At 59.8% G+C, this 16,159-nt stretch carries 16 protein-coding genes; 15 read left to right on the top strand and 1 reads right to left on the bottom strand.

Features of this window, described 5'->3' with window-relative positions; all coding sequences use genetic code 11:
- The first annotated feature begins 33 nt into the window (after positions 1-33).
- The 15 genes from AO353_RS12520 (at position 34) to gspM (ending at position 14,796) form a co-directional block, all read left to right on the top strand.
- Positions 34-1,452, top strand: a complete 1,419-nt coding sequence (locus AO353_RS12520) for an FAD-dependent oxidoreductase (RefSeq protein ID WP_054595236.1) — start codon at positions 34-36, stop codon at positions 1,450-1,452.
- A 243-nt stretch (positions 1,453-1,695) separates the two neighbouring features.
- Entirely contained in the window at positions 1,696-2,763 is a 1,068-nt protein-coding gene (gene hemE / locus AO353_RS12525; protein ID WP_054595237.1) for a uroporphyrinogen decarboxylase, read from the top strand.
- Positions 2,764-3,301: 538 nt separating this feature from the next.
- Positions 3,302-4,771, top strand: a complete 1,470-nt coding sequence (gene gbpA / locus AO353_RS12530; RefSeq protein ID WP_054595238.1) for an N-acetylglucosamine-binding protein GbpA — start codon at positions 3,302-3,304, stop codon at positions 4,769-4,771.
- 85 nt (positions 4,772-4,856) lie between these two features.
- The gene (locus AO353_RS12535; RefSeq protein WP_054595239.1) at positions 4,857-5,375 is read left to right on the top strand and encodes a cytochrome b; all 519 of its coding nucleotides are present in this window, start codon (positions 4,857-4,859) and stop codon (positions 5,373-5,375) included.
- Complete coding sequence (locus tag AO353_RS12540; protein WP_237142980.1) at positions 5,376-5,942, top strand: type II secretion system protein N; 567 nt, start codon at positions 5,376-5,378, stop codon at positions 5,940-5,942.
- Entirely contained in the window at positions 5,943-7,841 is a 1,899-nt protein-coding gene (gspD, locus tag AO353_RS12545; protein WP_054595240.1) for a type II secretion system secretin GspD, read from the top strand.
- Entirely contained in the window at positions 7,838-9,319 is a 1,482-nt protein-coding gene (gspE, locus tag AO353_RS12550; RefSeq protein WP_054595241.1) for a type II secretion system ATPase GspE, read from the top strand. The genes gspD and gspE overlap by 4 nt, the downstream gene beginning before the upstream one ends.
- A gap of 3 nt (positions 9,320-9,322) precedes the next feature.
- Positions 9,323-10,534, top strand: coding sequence for a type II secretion system inner membrane protein GspF (gene gspF / locus AO353_RS12555; RefSeq protein WP_054595242.1), 1,212 nt, complete (start codon positions 9,323-9,325; stop codon positions 10,532-10,534).
- A gap of 3 nt (positions 10,535-10,537) precedes the next feature.
- Positions 10,538-10,993 (top strand): type II secretion system major pseudopilin GspG, encoded by a 456-nt coding sequence (gene gspG / locus AO353_RS12560; protein WP_054595243.1) that lies wholly within the window; start codon positions 10,538-10,540, stop codon positions 10,991-10,993.
- Positions 10,994-10,996: 3 nt separating this feature from the next.
- The gene (gspH, locus tag AO353_RS12565; RefSeq protein ID WP_054595244.1) at positions 10,997-11,464 is read left to right on the top strand and encodes a type II secretion system minor pseudopilin GspH; all 468 of its coding nucleotides are present in this window, start codon (positions 10,997-10,999) and stop codon (positions 11,462-11,464) included.
- Complete coding sequence (gene gspI / locus AO353_RS12570; RefSeq protein ID WP_054595245.1) at positions 11,457-11,849, top strand: type II secretion system minor pseudopilin GspI; 393 nt, start codon at positions 11,457-11,459, stop codon at positions 11,847-11,849. Before gspH ends, gspI begins: the two co-directional genes overlap by 8 nt.
- Positions 11,842-12,387 carry a type II secretion system protein GspJ gene (locus AO353_RS12575; RefSeq protein ID WP_054595246.1) on the top strand — a complete coding sequence of 182 codons (546 nt, stop codon included), beginning with the start codon at positions 11,842-11,844 and terminating at the stop codon, positions 12,385-12,387. Before gspI ends, AO353_RS12575 begins: the two co-directional genes overlap by 8 nt.
- The gene (locus tag AO353_RS12580; RefSeq protein WP_054595247.1) at positions 12,384-13,238 is read left to right on the top strand and encodes a type II secretion system protein GspK; all 855 of its coding nucleotides are present in this window, start codon (positions 12,384-12,386) and stop codon (positions 13,236-13,238) included. Before AO353_RS12575 ends, AO353_RS12580 begins: the two co-directional genes overlap by 4 nt.
- A complete protein-coding gene (gspL, locus tag AO353_RS12585) occupies positions 13,235-14,332 on the top strand; it encodes a type II secretion system protein GspL (protein WP_054595248.1) in 1,098 nt (365 codons plus the stop codon). The genes AO353_RS12580 and gspL overlap by 4 nt, the downstream gene beginning before the upstream one ends.
- Positions 14,329-14,796 carry a type II secretion system protein GspM gene (gene gspM, locus AO353_RS12590; protein ID WP_054595249.1) on the top strand — a complete coding sequence of 156 codons (468 nt, stop codon included), beginning with the start codon at positions 14,329-14,331 and terminating at the stop codon, positions 14,794-14,796. The genes gspL and gspM overlap by 4 nt, the downstream gene beginning before the upstream one ends.
- 10 nt (positions 14,797-14,806) lie before the next feature.
- On the opposite strand, the gene AO353_RS12595 is transcribed toward gspM, so the two are convergent.
- Entirely contained in the window at positions 14,807-16,084 is a 1,278-nt protein-coding gene (locus AO353_RS12595; RefSeq protein WP_054595250.1) for an MFS transporter, read from the bottom strand.
- Positions 16,085-16,159: the final 75 nt, after the last annotated feature.

A 16,159-nucleotide genomic window follows, 5' to 3' on the forward strand; every position in this document is an offset into this window, starting at 1 on the left:
TATGCGCCTGAAGAGTTTGATGAGGTTTTAACAATGGCTGAACGTCTGAATAATGACTTCCAGTTCATCGAGGTCGGGCGCAAGGATCCGAAGAAGAAACTGTTGCGTCAACGCAAGAAAGAGTTCGTGGAGATCTACGAACCCTTCAAACCCCAGCAGTCGGCCGACCAGGCCCACCGCTGCCTGGGTTGCGGTAACCCGTATTGCGAATGGAAGTGCCCGGTGCACAACTTCATTCCCAACTGGCTGAAGCTGGTGGCCGAGGGCAACATCCTCGCCGCCGCCGAACTGTCGCACCAGACCAACACCCTGCCGGAAGTTTGCGGCCGGGTGTGCCCGCAGGACCGTCTGTGCGAGGGTGCGTGCACCCTTAACGACGGCTTCGGCGCGGTGACCATCGGTTCGGTCGAGAAGTACATCACCGACACCGCGTTCGCCATGGGCTGGCGCCCGGACATGTCCAAGGTCAAGCCGACCGGCAAGCGTGTCGCGGTGATCGGTGCAGGCCCTGCTGGCCTGGGCTGTGCCGACGTGCTGGTACGCGGTGGCGTGACCCCGGTGGTGTTCGACAAGAACCCGGAAATCGGCGGTCTGCTGACCTTCGGCATCCCCGAGTTCAAGCTGGAAAAGACCGTGCTGAGCAATCGCCGCGAAGTCTTCACCGGCATGGGCATCGAGTTCCGCCTGAACACTGAAATCGGCAAGGACGTGAGCATCGAGCAACTGCTCGAAGAATACGATGCCGTGTTCATGGGCATGGGCACCTACACCTACATGAAGGGCGGCTTTGCCGGTGAGGACCTGCCGGGCGTCTATGACGCGCTGGACTTCCTGATTGCCAACGTCAACCGCAACCTGGGCTTTGAAAAGTCGCCGGAAGACTTCGTCGACATGAAGGGCAAGAAGGTCGTGGTACTGGGCGGCGGCGACACGGCGATGGACTGCAACCGCACCTCGATCCGCCAGGGCGCCAAGTCGGTGACCTGTGCCTATCGTCGTGACGAAGCGAACATGCCGGGCTCGCGCAAAGAGGTGAAGAACGCCAAGGAAGAAGGCGTGAAATTCCTCTACAACCGTCAGCCAATCGCCATCGTCGGTGAGGACAAGGTTGAAGGCGTGAAGGTGGTCGAGACCCGTCTCGGCGAACCGGATGCCCGTGGCCGTCGCAGCCCCGAGCCGATCCCGGGTTCCGAAGAGATCATCCCGGCCGACGCCGTGGTCATCGCCTTCGGTTTCCGTCCGAGCCCGGCCTCGTGGTTCGAGCAGTTCAGCATCCAGACCGACAGCCAGGGCCGCGTTGTGGCCCCGGAACAGGGCCAGTACAAGCACCAGACCAGCAACCCGAAAATCTTCGCCGGTGGCGACATGGTGCGGGGTTCTGACCTGGTGGTGACGGCGATCTTCGAAGGCCGTAATGCGGCGGAAGGGATCCTGGATTACCTGGGCGTCTGACCCTCATCGCGAGTAAACCGCGTTCCCGTGGGAGCAAAGCTTGCTCGCGATAGCATCACCGCAGTAATCAGGTCGACCGAGGTGCCCGCATCGCGAGCAAGCTTTGCTCCTACGGGGGAGAGGTCGGCTCGTGAGGTGGTTCCACCGCGACAAATTGACCCGATAGACAAAAGGTTCGGCACTTGCCGTGCCTTTTGCGTCGCGCTCTGAGAAAATGCCCGCACTTTTTTTCCGGATGCCGACATGACTGCCCTGAAGAACGACCGTTTCCTTCGCGCCCTGCTCAAGCAACCCGTAGACGTCACCCCTGTGTGGATGATGCGTCAGGCCGGTCGCTACCTGCCTGAATACCGCGCCAGCCGTGCCAAGGCCGGTGATTTCATGAGCCTGTGCATGAACCCGGAGTTCGCTTGCGAAGTCACAATGCAGCCTCTGGATCGTTATCCACAGCTGGATGCGGCGATCCTCTTCTCCGACATCCTGACCATTCCCGATGCCATGGGCCAAGGCCTGTACTTCGAAACCGGCGAAGGTCCGCGTTTCAAGAAAGTCGTCAGCACCCTGGCCGACGTCGAAGCCCTGCCAATTCCTGACCCACACAAAGACCTCGGCTACGTCATGGACGCGGTCAGCACCATTCGCCGCGAGCTGAATGGCCGTGTGCCGCTGATCGGCTTCTCTGGTAGCCCATGGACCCTGGCCACCTACATGGTCGAAGGTGGCTCGTCGAAAGACTTCCGCAAGACCAAGGCCATGCTCTACGACAACCCGCAAGCCATGCACCTGCTGCTGGATAAGCTCGCGCAGTCGGTCACCTCCTACCTCAACGGCCAGATCATGGCCGGCGCGCAAGCGGTGCAAATCTTCGACACCTGGGGCGGTAACCTCTCGGCAGCGGCGTACCAGGAGTTCTCCCTGGCCTACATGCGCAAAATCGTCAGCGGCCTGATCCGCGAGCACGAAGGCCGCAAAGTGCCGGTGATCCTGTTCACCAAAAACGGCGGCCTGTGGCTGGAAAGCATCGCCGACGCCGGTGCAGATGCCTTGGGCCTGGACTGGACCTGCGACATTGGCGAAGCCCGCCAGCGCGTCGGCAACAAAGTCGCCCTGCAAGGGAACATGGACCCGACCGTACTCTACGCAAAACCGGAAGCCATTCGCGCTGAAGTTGGCCGCATCCTCGCCAGCTACGGCAAAGGCAGCGGCCACGTGTTCAACCTCGGCCACGGCATCACCCCGGAAGTCGACCCGGAACACGCCGGCGCCTTCCTGCGTGCGGTGCATGAGCTTTCAGCGCAATACCATCAGTAATTCATAGCAACCTGCCTGGCTTCAGCGCCAGGCAGGTTTTGCGCCCTCGATAATCCATACTCACTTCTTCAGACCGTCCTGGCTGCTGGCGTTTGCTTGCCTGTCATATTGACGTTTTTCTTTGGCGGCGGATGTGCGAGTTGTTTACTTTTGTGCAGCCTTTACGCGCTGAATCCTTAAGAAGTATCTCGCCTCTATGTAAGGCGATATTACCTTTCTTGTGTGATTAGTTGGATTGCCGATATTCCCTGCCTGATTATTAGACTTATCCTACATAGAATAAAAGTCTCTGGCGGTAAAGTGCAGTTCTCAACTTTTCCAGCGCGGCCTGTATGGCAAGCATGTTATAAAAATTACCGTAGCATTACTGCTGTGCAAGCGTTAGTTGCTGGCGTTCAGTAATATTGTTTTTACAGGATGCTTGCATAAGCTCGGGGGAAATGTTGGAGGTGTAGGGAAGCGATAAAGATTTGTAAGTTTCCGTCGAGTTGATGTGGGCTTGCAAGCGATTTTTAATGATTTAGTTGGAACTAATAATATGAAAAACACTATTTTCAAAGGAGGTGCATTAACAGGGTGTGCTTCCTCGCTGACGCTGTTGGCAGCATTATTGTCTTCACAACATGTTGCCGCTCATGGCTATTTGAATGAACCTCCCTCCCGTGCCTTTCTTTGCCAGAAAGGTCTGAACAAAGACTGTGGCGGCGCACAGTACGAACCGCAAAGTGTGGGTGAAACTTTCAAAGGTTTCCCGAACGGTGTGGGTGGCGCTCCGGGTCAAGGCCCGATTGACGGCAAGATCGCCAGTGGCGGTATTGCAATGTTTTCCGCGGTCGATGCTCAGTCCGCCACTCGTTGGCATTTGACTGAAATCAAGGACCGTTCGCTCGATTTCGATTGGAAATACACCGCCGCTCATCCTGCCACCAAGCATGAGTACTTCATTACCAAAAACGGCTGGAACCCGAATGAGCCGCTCAAACGCGCTTCTTTCGATACCACGCCGTTTTGTTTTGTCGACGGCGGTAATGTTCTGCCGGTTTCCGGGGACAAACACGCTTGCGTGATTCCGGATGACAAGACCGGACACCATGTGATTCTGGGTATCTGGACTGTTGGTGATACCGCTGCGGCGTTCCACAACGTCGTTGACGTCAACATTCTTGCCGAGGCCGCATTGCCTGGCGGCTGGAACTCCGTTGGCGCCATCACCCCTGCAACCACCCTGATTGGCGGGGACAAGGTCAAGGCCCGCGCCTTTACCCATAGCGGTGAAAGCGCGCAGTACAGTGTCGAGATCACCGTCGATAACGCTGATGAAGGCAAACCGGAGAACTGGTCGTTCAAGTTGGCCGAGCAGATCAACAAGACCCAGACGTTGATAAAAGCCGGCATTCGCGATGAGCAAGGCAATATCGAGCCGGTCAAAGGCGTGAACAAGCTGTACGCCCGGAAAGAAAGCAGCATCACCCGTTATGAAGTGGCGCTGGACATGCAGGAGGATACCGGCGCTCGCATGGAGTTTGGTGGCCTGGCGCCAGAGCATGAACTGGTGAAAGGCGTTGGCAAGGTCGCGGTCCCGATCGTCAACAACCGCACGATGATCATCGAAGCGACCATTTTCGATGACAGCAACAAGCAAGTGGGTTTCACCCGGCAACAGGTGGCGGCACAGAGCAACACTGTACTGAGTGTCGATGTACGTTCTGCACCTGGCAAGCATGGCGTGAAGCTGGTGGGCACCACGGAAGACGGTCGTACCACTCGCCAAGCCTTCGAGGAAACCCAATTCACCGGCGAGGGCGGTGCGCAGGAGCACGACTTCGAGTTCCCGAATAATGTTCGTCAATACACCGCGGGGACCAAGGTGCTGCAGCCTAAAAACGGCTTGGTTTATGAGTGCAAACCATTCCCTTATTCGGGTTACTGCATGCAATACAGTGAAACGGCACAAGGTTTCGAGCCGGGTTACGGCAGTGACTGGACGATGGCCTGGGATCAAAAATAAGTTGATCTGACACCACCCCGGGTAATCCTGATTGTTGATTGCCCGGAGTGGTGTGCTCTCAATGTTATTGGGTGAGTGCGTTTAAATGAAAACTTCATCGTATACGAAGTTGCAAAAATTTCTGCACTGGCTTTCTGCTGTCATTATTATCTGGGCACTGGCCAGTGGTTTTTATGTGTCGCTGTTTGAAGTGGACGTGTCGGTCAAGGAATGGGTGGCCTTTGTTAATGTGTCGTTGACAACCGTATTTTTGCCTTTTTTCGCTTTAAGAGTTTATCTTTCTTCGAGTGGGCGTCGTTCTGATACTGGACGATATCGGACGGTCAACGAGGTGTTGGCGTTATGCGTGCATCGGCTTATTTATCTGGTCGTTAGTGTGGTGTTGGTGACGGGTGTGCTCATGATGGACCGTGCCATTAATATTTTTGATCTCTTTTCTATTCCTCAACCGCTGGAAGACCCTTACTGGATTCTACTGTTTCTGACTATTCATATTTGGGCGTGTCTCGTACTGGCAGTGTTGATTGCCTTGCACATTACCGCGGTCATCAAACATGAAGTATCGGGACGCCGTGTGCTTGTAAACATGTGGTTTCGCCGCTGAATGGGCAAGCCATTGACGCTGGACTCTTTATTCACGGCCATGTCCACAGGCTGGCCGACGCTGCTCGGGGCCATCCTGTGGGTATTGCCGATGGTGTACGGCGTTTACCTGTTCGCCAGCGAACAGACGTTGCGTGATGAATGGCTTGTGCTATCCGAGCGGCCGGTACGGCTGCCACCGGATACGCAACCGATGCCTGAATTCAACCCTGACGCTATCGCGACGGTGATGGGGCTGGCCACGCAAACGGCAACACTGCGCAGTGCTGAACCGCTGACCTTGCGCGCCAGTTTTGTCTCCAGCACCGGGCTTTCGCGGGCGTTGCTGGCGGGTGCTGACGGTGAACGTTTGTATCAGGTCGGCGACAGCTTGCCCGGCGGCAGTGTGCTGCGGCGGGTTGAAGTGTCCAGGGTGGTGCTGTGGCGCAAAGGTCGCGAGGAGTTGCTGGCCCTGCAACCCACTACCGAGCGCACCTTGTTGACGATCAAACCTGCCGACACCCGATCCGATCCCGCACCTGCCCTTATTCACTTTCGGCCAACCGCTGATTTGCCAAAGAGTCACTGAATGAACCGCTCGAATTGTTTTCGCACCTACGGCGCACTGCTGCGCGCCCTGGGCATTGCAGTCCTGCTGCTCCCGGGTTGGGTAGTGGCTGAAGAACAGCGTTGGCAACTGGCGATGAACAACGCTGAACTAAGGGACATCGTTGCCGAAATGTCGTCGATTCTGGACACGACCGTGATCCTCGACCCCAGGGTTCAAGGGCGAATCACGGTCATGTCCGGACAAGCGCTGGATCGCGAGGGCGTTCGACGGTTGTTCTATTCGGTGCTCGATGCTCACAACTTCACGGTGATCGATCAAGGCGACCGAATACTCATCACACCGGTTGCCGAAGCCAGGACCCGTGCCAGTCAGGGGGACCCGCGAACATCTCGCGATGGACAGTTCGTGACCGAGGTTATCGCCCTCGGCGCCAGCTCGGCTGCTGACCTGGCCGGTCTTGTCAGGCCTCTGGTGTCGACCAATGGCTATGTGGGTCCGTCGGTCTCGGCCAACGCGCTGGTGGTCACCGATACCGCGAGCAATGTTCGGCGGATTGGGCAAGTGGTACGTCAACTCGATTCCGGGACGAAAAATGCTCATACCATTGTCACGCTACGCCATGGTCTGGCGGCCGATATCGCCAAGGTGATGGAGGCGTCACTGGGCAAGTCGGGAGCAGAGGCCGGGAGCCTGGTGATTGCCGACCCGAGGGCCAATCGCCTGGTGGTTGTCGGGCCGTCGGTAGCGCGCGAGCGCCTGGTCCGGTTAGCCGGCTCGCTGGACATTCCGGCGACGACCAAACTCGATAACGCCCGGGTGATCCGTTTGCACCACAGCGATGCCAAGCAGTTGGCCGAGGTGCTGGATGCACTGGGGCAGGGGTTCAAGCCACAGTCGAGTAGCCCCGGTTCAAAAGAACCGATGGCGGCCACGCCGGTCATGGTAAAGGCCGACGAACGCCAGAATGCACTGGTGATATTCGCTGATCCGGCGCAATTGCGGACGTTGGAGAACATCGTTCGTGAACTGGATCAACCGCGTGCCCAGGTGCTGATTCACGCGGCCATCGTGGAAATTTCCGGTGACATCGTCGAAGCGCTCGGTGTGCAGTGGGGGCTGGACAGTGGAGGCGCGAAAGGGATTATCAACTTTCCGGGGACCGGGGTTCCGGTGCTTGGCGGGTTCAATTTCGACGACAAGAACCCGGCCCCGGAAGGTTCATTGCTGCGGCTCGGTGGCGGCAATTTTGGCGCACTGATTTCAGCTCTGGCCAGTAACAGCCGCAGCAACCTGCTGTCGACGCCGAGCCTGTTGACCCTGGACAACCAGGAAGCGGAAATCATCGTCGGCCAGAACGTACCGTTCAAGACCGGCTCCTACGCCACCAACAGCAGTGGTGCAGACAACCCCTTCACCACGGTTGAGCGCAAGGATGTCGGGATCAGCCTGAAGATTCGCCCGCACATCAACGAAGGTTCGATCCTGCGTCTGGAGGTCGAACAGGAGATCTCCGACATTGCGCCTTCGGTGTCCGGTGTGGATTCCTCCGACCTGATTACCAACAAGCGTGCCCTCAAAAGCACGATCCTCGCCAACGATGGCGAAATCATCGTGATCGGCGGCCTCATCAAGGACAGCGTTCGGACCCAGGAAAGCGGGGTGCCGGTGTTGCGCAGCATTCCTTATCTCGGTGCGCTGTTTCGCTGGACGAAAGACACCCAGACTAAAAGTAACCTGATGGTTTTTTTGCGCCCGACCATCGTGCGCACCCGGCAGGATATCGCCGAAATCAGCGAGGACCGCTACAAGGCCCTGCGGGATCTGAGTCAGCCGACGGCTCGCCAGAACCATTCGTTGTTACTGCCTGATGATCCGCATCAGCTGTTCGACGAGGCGCGTGAGCGCCGCGCCCCATGACGAGTCTGACGGGTTACAGCGAGCAGCTGCCATTCGGTTTCGCCCGGCGCTTGGGGGTGTTGCTGGAAGGTTCGGGCGAGGCGTTGAGCCTGTCGATCCGCAGCGATACGCCGTTGACCGCACTGGCGGAAGTTCGGCGTGTGACGGGGCGCGATCTACCTGTTCAGGTCCTTGAACCTGCGATGTTCGCGACACGGCTGGCGAGCGCTTACGGCGTAGGTCAAAGCGCCGCCGAACAGGTCGCCCAAGGGCTGGACGAAGAACTCGATCTGTTGAGCCTGGCCGATCAGCTTCCGCAGACTGCCGACCTGCTCGAACAGGACGGTGACGCGCCGATCATCCGGCTGATCAATGCGTTGCTCAGTGAGGCGGTGCGCGAAAAAGCCTCGGATGTTCACCTGGAAACCTTCGAGCAGTACCTGTTGGTGCGGATGCGGGTGGATGGGCAATTGCGTGAGGTGCTCAGACCCCGGCGTGAGTTGGCCAATTTGCTGGTGTCACGGATCAAGGTCATGGCTCGCCTCGATATCGCTGAAAAGCGCGTGCCGCAGGACGGTCGCATTGCGCTACGCCTGGCCGGGCATGAGGTGGATGTGCGGGTCTCGACTCTGCCGTCAGCGCATGGCGAGCGAGTGGTGTTGCGACTGCTCGACAAACAAGCCGGACGCCTCGACTTGCAGCGCCTGGGCATGCCGCCCGGCACCCTGGCACGCTTTCAGCGGATTCTTGGCAGGCCCCACGGGATTTTCCTGGTGACCGGTCCCACCGGCTCCGGGAAGACCACCAGCCTGTATGCGGCGCTGGCCAGTCTCAACGACCAGACGCGCAATATTCTCACGGTGGAGGATCCGATCGAGTATCACTTGCCGGGGATTGGCCAGACACCGGTCAATCCAAAGGTCGAGATGACGTTCGCCCGGGGCCTGCGGGCGATTCTGCGCCAGGACCCGGATGTAGTGATGGTCGGTGAAATCCGGGATCGGGAAACCGCCGAAATTGCCGTGCAGGCGTCGTTGACCGGACACCTGGTGTTATCGACCTTGCACACCAACAGTGCAGTCGGCGCGGTCACCCGGCTGCTGGACATGGGTGTCGACGCCTACTTGCTGGCGTCGTCGCTGATCGGTGTGCTCGCCCAACGTTTGTTGCGAACCCTCTGTCCACACTGCAAGCACGCCTATGAAGCCGATGCCGTCGACTTCCAGAGCCTGGGCATTGCCGGCGACCGTACTGTGCGGCTATTCAAGGCCAACGGATGCGCCCGATGTCAACAAGGCTACCGGGGCCGGGTCGGTATGTATGAATTGATCAGCATGAGCCCGACGCTGTCCGCGCTGGTTCATCAGGGCGCCAGTGAACAGGCGTTGGCCGACGAGGCGCGGACGCTGTCGCACAGCCTGTTCCAGGACGGTCAGCGGCTGGTGCTTGAGGGTGTCACCAGTCTCGATGAATTGCTGCGCGTCAGCCAGGAGGACTAGCCGGTGCCCGGATTCGAATACCGTGCCCAGGACCGCAGTGGCCGTCAGTCCCGAGGTGTGCTGGAGGCCGACAGCCCACGGCATGCCCGGCAACTGCTGCGTGAACGGGGTTTGTTACCCAGTCATGTCGGCGAGGCGAAATATCAGGGCACTCGGGCGGGGATTTTTGCGAATGCCGTGAAGCTGAGCTCCGGTGAACTGGCGCTGCTGACGTTGCAGTTATCCACGCTGATCCAGGCCGGTCTGCCCCTTGAAGAGGCCTTGCGGGCCGTTGCGGCGCAGAGCGAAAAGCGCAAGGTCAACGCCTTGCTCTCAGCGGTCCGGGCGCGGGTGATGGAAGGTTATGCATTGGCGGTGGCACTGGGTGGATTTCCCCGGGCGTTCCCCGAACTGTTTCGCGCCACCGTCGCGGCGGGCGAGCGCTCCGGGCATCTGGGGCATGTGCTTGAACAGTTGGCGGCCTACACGGAGGCCCGTCAGGCGTCGCGCCAGCGAATTCAGCTGGCGCTGGTTTACCCGATGATTCTGATGGTCGCTTCGCTGGCTATCGTCGGTTTTCTGCTCGGCTATGTGGTGCCGGATGTGGTGAAGATTTTCGTCGACAGCGGTCAGCCGTTACCGCTGCTGACCCGGGGCATGATTCTGCTCAGCGACGGTCTGCGTCGTCATGGCCTGATTCTGTTGGGGCTGTTGTCTGTGTTGGTATTCCTGGGGCGTTGGGCCTTGGTTCAGCCACCCCTACGTGCGCGCTGGCACGCACTGGTGTTGCGTTTGCCGTTGTTGGGTGGTGTGTTGCGGGCCATGGAGGCGGCGCGTTTTGCCAGCACCCTGGCGATCCTCGGCAAGAGCGCGGTGCCGTTGGTCGATGCCCTGGAAATCGCCGCCGCCGTCATTGGCAACCTGACGATTCGCACGCGCATGCGCGATGTTGCGCGTTCGGTACGTGAGGGCGGCACCCTGACCCATGGCCTGGAACAAGGCGGCGATATACCGCCGATGATGTTGCACATGATTGCCAGTGGCGAGCGTGCCGGTGAACTCGACAGCATGCTGGCGCGGGCCGCCGAGCAGCAGGAAAAGACCCTGGCAGCGCGCATCGCGCTGGTTGTGAGCCTATTCGAGCCGGTCATGTTGGTGCTGATGGGCGGCGTCGTGCTGCTGATCGTCATGGCCATTCTTTTACCCATTCTTAGCCTGAACCAACTGGTGAGTTGATCGATGAATCCTGTCCGTATTACTTCAGCCAAGCGTCAGCGTGGCTTTACCCTGATCGAAATCATGGTAGTGGTGGTCATCATCGGTGTGCTGGGCGCCATCGTCGTGCCGCAGTTCATGAGCCGGCCCGATCAGGCCAAGGTCACCGCAGCCCGCACCGACATTCTGGCGATCTCCACCAGCCTTGAAATGTACCGCCTCGACAACTTCAGCTACCCCACCACCCAGCAAGGGCTGGAAGCGTTGGTCAAGCGGCCGCTGGGTGCTCCGGTAGCGAGAAACTGGAGTCCGCAGGGTTATCTCAAAAGTGTGCCGGTGGACCCTTGGGGAACGCCGTATCAGTACCTCAACCCCGGGGTGAACTCGCTCGATGGCGGCTATGACCTGTATTCCTTTGGCGCTGACGGTGTGTCCGGTGGCGAAGGTCATGGGGCAGACATCGGCAATTGGGGAGATTGACCGATGCGTCAGGCGTGCCGGGGTTTCACTCTATTGGAGTTGATGGTGGTCATGGTGCTGATCGGCGTGCTGTTGGGCATGGCGGGTCTGGCCATCGGCAATCACCCGGCGCGTCTGGCCCGGCAGGAGGCCAACGGTTTGATCCAGTTGTTGCAGGCGCTACGTGAGCAGGCCGTGCTCGAGGGACGCGAGTATGGCCTTCGGCTGGAGCCCGAGGGTTATCAGGTGCTGGGTCTCTATGGCCAGGACTGGCGCCCGGCAGGCCGCGCTTATCGTTTACCGGAAGGCTTGCAGCTGCGTCTGGAGCAATCTGGCCAAATATCGACGCTGACGGGGCGTCCCGGTCAACCGCACCTGGTGTTGCTCAGCAGTGATGAAAGCACTGCGTTCACCTTGCGCCTGCAAGCCGGTCAGCAATCGTTGATCAGCCTCTCCAGTGATGGTTTGAACGAGGCGGCCCTTGATGAGTAAGAGAAAGCCCGCGCCGCCGCGCCAGACACACCGTGGCTTTACCCTGTTGGAAATCATGATCGCGCTGGTTGTCTTCGCGACATTGGCGGCGGCAGTGATGGTGGCCGGTCAATATGCCCTCAAGCAGAATGCTCGATTGGAGGAGCAGTTGTGTGGGACCTGGCTGGCTGACAATCACTTGAGCGAATTGCAGCTGGGGGCTGCACCGGCTCAAGGGCACGAATACCTGAGCCGACACTTCGACCGACGCGACTGGAGCCTGAGCCAGACCGTCACCCCGGTGGCCGATTCGCGTTTGCTGAAGGTCGAACTCAGTGTCAGCCGTTCAGGCAGCGATCGGGTCGTACACCGAACGACGGGTTGGATTGGCGCCCGTGATGAATAAGCAGCATGGCTTCACCTTGCTCGAACTGGTGATCGCCATGGCGATATTCGCCTTGCTTGGCTTGGCCAGCTGGCGGCTGTTCGATGGCGTGGTCCGTGCTGAACGCAGCAGTTCATCCCATGAGCGCGACATGCGTGGGTTGCAACGCGCCATCGCCGTGATCGAACGTGATGCCTTGCAGGTAACGGCGCAGCCTGTGGTGCTGCAGCAAAACGTTTTGCAGTTGCAGCGCGGCAACTGGCGTAATCCGTTGGATGAGCCGCGTAGCGAGTTGCAGAACGTCACTTATCGCCTCGACAAGGGGACGTTATGGCGTGAAAGCCAACTCCCTGAACGGCCGTTGGTGCAGTGGCAAAAACTGCTCACCGGGGTGCGCGAATTGCGTTGGCGTCTCTATGACCGGAGCGGTTGGCGCAGCGAGAGCGCGCCCGGCACTAGCAAGTCAGTCTCCGCGCCGAAGGCTTTGGAAATCACCTTTTCAACGGAGCGCTTCGAGTCGATTCGCCGGGTCTTGCTGTTGCCCGGGAGCGCGTCATGAGTCGGCAACGCGGTGTCGCGCTGCTCAGTGTGTTGCTGGTCATGAGCCTGGCGTTGCTGCTGACGGGCGGGATGCTGCGCAACCATCGACTGGTGGTCAAAAGTACCGCGCAACAGCTTCATCACGTGCAACTGCGCCAACTGGTTTTTTCCGGTGAGCGCTGGGCCTTGCAGCGGTTGCGCGACCCTGAGATGCGCGCATCGCGCAGCGTCAATCTGGCGCAAACGTGGGCGCAGGCTACGCCGCCGTTCGAGGTCGAGGGCGGGACGCTGAACATCCGCGTCGAAGACCTGGCCGCGCGTTTCAACCTTTCTGCACTGCTGGCCGGTGGGCAAATCGATCCGCTCACGCAACAGCGTTGGGTGCGTCTGCTGGCCCTGCTGCAGATTCGCAATCCAGACCTCGCAACCTCGCACTTCGGCGCGCTGACAGACCTCAGTCAATTGCGCGTGTGGCCGGGCGTCGACGGCGAGGTGCTGCGGCGCTTGCAGCCAATGCTGGCCCTGCTGCCCGGGAACGCCAGCCTGAACATCAATACCGCGTCGGCACAGCAACTGATGACACTCGACGGCATGAGCGAAACGTTGGCCCGGGCATTGGTGCAACAGCGTCCGGCCGAGGGCTATCGCTCGGTGCAGGCATTTGTCGAGGACCCTCTGCTCGCCGGGCTTGAGCTGGGCAGCCATGGCCTGGGTCTGGGCAGTCGCTGGTTTCGGATCACGGTAGACGTGGCCGTTGGGCAAAGCCGTCTGCAACTGGTCAGCGAAGTGGAACTCGACGCCAAAACCCGGCAGGTGAACGTCGTGCAAAGACGGCTCCTGACCTCACTGACAAGCGAGTCCTCGTCATGAACACCTGGCTTTACCTCACCCCCGAAGGGGCGGTGCAACCTTGCGCGCAATGGCTGTGCTGCCTGGTCTCAGCCTCGAATAAGCGGTCGGTCCTTTCGCTTGCCGATGCCGCCAAACAGTTATCAGGGCAGGCTGTCCATCTGGTGTTGCCGATGGAGATGTGCGGCTGGCTACGTACCGAAAAGTGGCCCTCGCGACGTGGCCCCGACGCTCAGGCCATTGCGTTCGCCATCGAAGATCGACTGAGCGAAGACCTTGAGACACTGCACCTGAGCATCGGCCCGCGTGACTCGCAGGGGCGCTATCCGGTACTGGTGCTCAACAAACAACGCTTTGCAGCGTTGCTGGCGCTGGTGGCTGAACTGGGAATTACAGTCAGCACCGTGCAGGTCGATGCCGACCGTTTGCCCAATGATCAGGCCTATGGCGTGTGGTGGTTGGGACGCTGGCTCCTTGGCGGCGCATTGGATGTTCGTCTGGCGGTGTCGGTGCACGGGCTGGCGGCGATCAGTCCACAGCTGCCTGAGCCCATCTGCTGGCTGGACGAGGGGTTTGAAGCGCTGCACGGCCAAGCGGGGGCGGGGTCTGCGATCAACCTGCTGCACGGTGAGTTTCGTCGGGAGCACCGGCGTTTTCCCTGGTCGACGGCACTGATCTCGGCAGCGTTGTTGTTCACTCTGGGGTGGGGAAACACACTCGCACGCAGCCACTTTTTCGAGGATCAGGCCCAACGCTTGTCAGACCAGAGCGAACAACGTTTCAGGGCCTTGTATCCGGAGCAGACACGTATCGTTGATCTTTCGGCGCAACTCAAGGCGCTGCAAAAACAAACCAGTGTCAGTGCACAGGACACGCAGATCGCCCGTTTGTTGAAGCTGACCGAGCAGGTGATCGGTGCAAGCAGTGTTGAAGTGCAACGCATCGAATACCGTGTCGGCGATGGTTGGAAACTGCAACTCACGGCAGGCAGTTTTGCCGAACTCGAACAACTGCGCGAGCGTGGTCAGAGCAGCGGATTACCGATCGGTCTGGGCAGCGCAAGCAAGGTTCAGGACCGGGTCCAGGCACTGCTGACATTGGAGAGTCGCCCGTGAAACTCAACACACCGAAGCTACCGGTCAGTGTGGCGCAGACCTGGAATCGGCTGACGCTGCGCGACCGACAGGCGCTGAGTGTACTGGCGGTAGCGCTCGTTGCCGGGCTGGCCTTCGTCGGGTTGTGGCAGCCATCTCAGCAGCGGCTGGCAGTGGCCGAGCGTTTGTATCAGCAGCGGCTGGTTCAGGCCGGGGAAGTCGCTCGCGCTCAAGCCCCCAGTGCTCGGGCCGAGGGGACTGCGCCCCTGTCCACACAACTCAGTGAGCGCGCGATCACCGACGGCCTCGACCTGCTACAGCTGGAGGTGCAAGGCGACCTCCTGCGCCTGACGCTGCGCGGTGATGCGCGGGCGTTATTGGCCTGGCTGCATCGAACCGAACTTGAGGGTGCGACCTTGCAATCACTGACACTGGACAAGCAAGGTCAAGCGCTGGAGGCGCAGGTGGTGGTGCAGGGTTCCTGACGTGCAGGCCTCACGCCGGTTGGTTGTTTGACAGCAATGGCAAACGGGCCAGTTTCAACGCCACCAGCAGCGCAATCATCAGCAACCCGCCGATGAACAGGCCGATGCCGTTCCAGCCGCCCAGGTGCCAGAACACCCCGCCCGCCGTGCCGGCGACACTCGAACCGGCGTAGTAGCTGAACAGGTACAGCGACGAGGCCTGGCCCTTGGCTTTGGTCGCGCGGCGGCCGATCCAGCTGCTGGCCACCGAGTGCGCGGCGAAGAAGCCGAAGGTGAAGATCAACATGCCGATGATCACCAGCGGCAATGGCGTGAACAGGGTCAGCGCAAGACCTGCGAGCATCAGCACGATGGTTGCCCACAGGACTTTGCGCCGGCCAAGCTTGTCGGCCAATGCGCCGATTTTCGCCGAGCTGTAGATGCCCGACAGGTAGACCACCGAGAGCAAGCCAACGAAGGCCTGATCCATGTGATACGGCTCGGCCAGCAGGCGATAGCCGATGTAGTTGAACAGCGTGACGAACGCGCCCATCAGCACGAACGCTTCGAGGAACAACCACGGCAGCCCGGCGTCGCGAAAGTGCATGGTGAAGCCGTCGAGCAAGCTGCGCGGATGCAGCGAGCGGGAGCGGAAGTTGCGCGACTCGGGGAGGATTTTCCAGAACACCGCCGCCGCAATCAGCGCCAGGCCACCGATCACCAGCATCGCGGTGTGCCAGTTAACGAAGTCGATCAGTACGCCGACGATCAGCCGGCCGCACATCCCGCCAATCGCGTTGCCACCGATGTACAGTCCCATCGCCAGACCGATGTGCTGTGGATGAATCTCTTCGCTCAAGTACGTCATGGCCACCGCCGCCAGCCCGCTGAGAGACAGCCCGACCAGCGCACGCATCACCAGCACGCCCTGCCAGCTTGGCATCATCGCACTGGCCATGGTGCACAACGCTGCCGCGAACAGCGCCGCAACCATTACCGGTTTACGACCAATGCGGTCGGAGATCGGGCCGGTGATCAGCAAGCCGATGGCGAGCATCCCGGTGGCCACCGACAGGATCAGGCTGCTCTGCGCCGCGTTGATCGAAAACTCTCGGGAAAACAGCGGCATCATCGGCTGCACGCAGTAGAGCAGGGCGAAGGTCGCAAAGCCGCCGGAGAACAGCGCCAGCACCGTACGCATGAACATCGGCGTGCCTTTTTCGATGTACACATCATTCAGTTGGGCGACCACATCGTCCAGCGCAGTAGGCGGCAATTCATGGGCGAGCGGGGCGACAGCAGTTTTCACGGGGGACCTCGGGAGAGCACGGCCAGGCAGGCAATGGAAAAATCATATAGCTGGCTAATGTTTCTATCCAATATA

It is taken from the genome of Pseudomonas fluorescens (genome assembly GCF_001307155.1).
GTDB classification, from domain to species: domain Bacteria; phylum Pseudomonadota; class Gammaproteobacteria; order Pseudomonadales; family Pseudomonadaceae; genus Aquipseudomonas; species Aquipseudomonas helvetica.

Excerpts from the sequence above, each read along its gene's own strand:
- gspI (WP_054595245.1), top strand. The coding sequence starts at position 11,457 with ATGAGTAAGAGAAAGCCCGCGCCGCCGCGCCAGACACACCGTGGCTTT.
- AO353_RS12580 (WP_054595247.1), top strand. The coding sequence starts at position 12,384 with ATGAGTCGGCAACGCGGTGTCGCGCTGCTCAGTGTGTTGCTGGTCATG.
- gspG (WP_054595243.1), top strand. The coding sequence starts at position 10,538 with ATGAATCCTGTCCGTATTACTTCAGCCAAGCGTCAGCGTGGCTTTACC.
- hemE (WP_054595237.1), top strand. The coding sequence starts at position 1,696 with ATGACTGCCCTGAAGAACGACCGTTTCCTTCGCGCCCTGCTCAAGCAA.
- gspE (WP_054595241.1), top strand. The coding sequence starts at position 7,838 with ATGACGAGTCTGACGGGTTACAGCGAGCAGCTGCCATTCGGTTTCGCC.
- gspD (WP_054595240.1), top strand. The coding sequence starts at position 5,943 with ATGAACCGCTCGAATTGTTTTCGCACCTACGGCGCACTGCTGCGCGCC.
- gbpA (WP_054595238.1), top strand. The coding sequence starts at position 3,302 with ATGAAAAACACTATTTTCAAAGGAGGTGCATTAACAGGGTGTGCTTCC.
- gspH (WP_054595244.1), top strand. The coding sequence starts at position 10,997 with ATGCGTCAGGCGTGCCGGGGTTTCACTCTATTGGAGTTGATGGTGGTC.
- AO353_RS12520 (WP_054595236.1), top strand. The coding sequence starts at position 34 with ATGGCTGAACGTCTGAATAATGACTTCCAGTTCATCGAGGTCGGGCGC.
- gspL (WP_054595248.1), top strand. The coding sequence starts at position 13,235 with ATGAACACCTGGCTTTACCTCACCCCCGAAGGGGCGGTGCAACCTTGC.
- AO353_RS12540 (WP_237142980.1), top strand. The coding sequence starts at position 5,376 with ATGGGCAAGCCATTGACGCTGGACTCTTTATTCACGGCCATGTCCACA.
- AO353_RS12535 (WP_054595239.1), top strand. The coding sequence starts at position 4,857 with ATGAAAACTTCATCGTATACGAAGTTGCAAAAATTTCTGCACTGGCTT.
- AO353_RS12575 (WP_054595246.1), top strand. The coding sequence starts at position 11,842 with ATGAATAAGCAGCATGGCTTCACCTTGCTCGAACTGGTGATCGCCATG.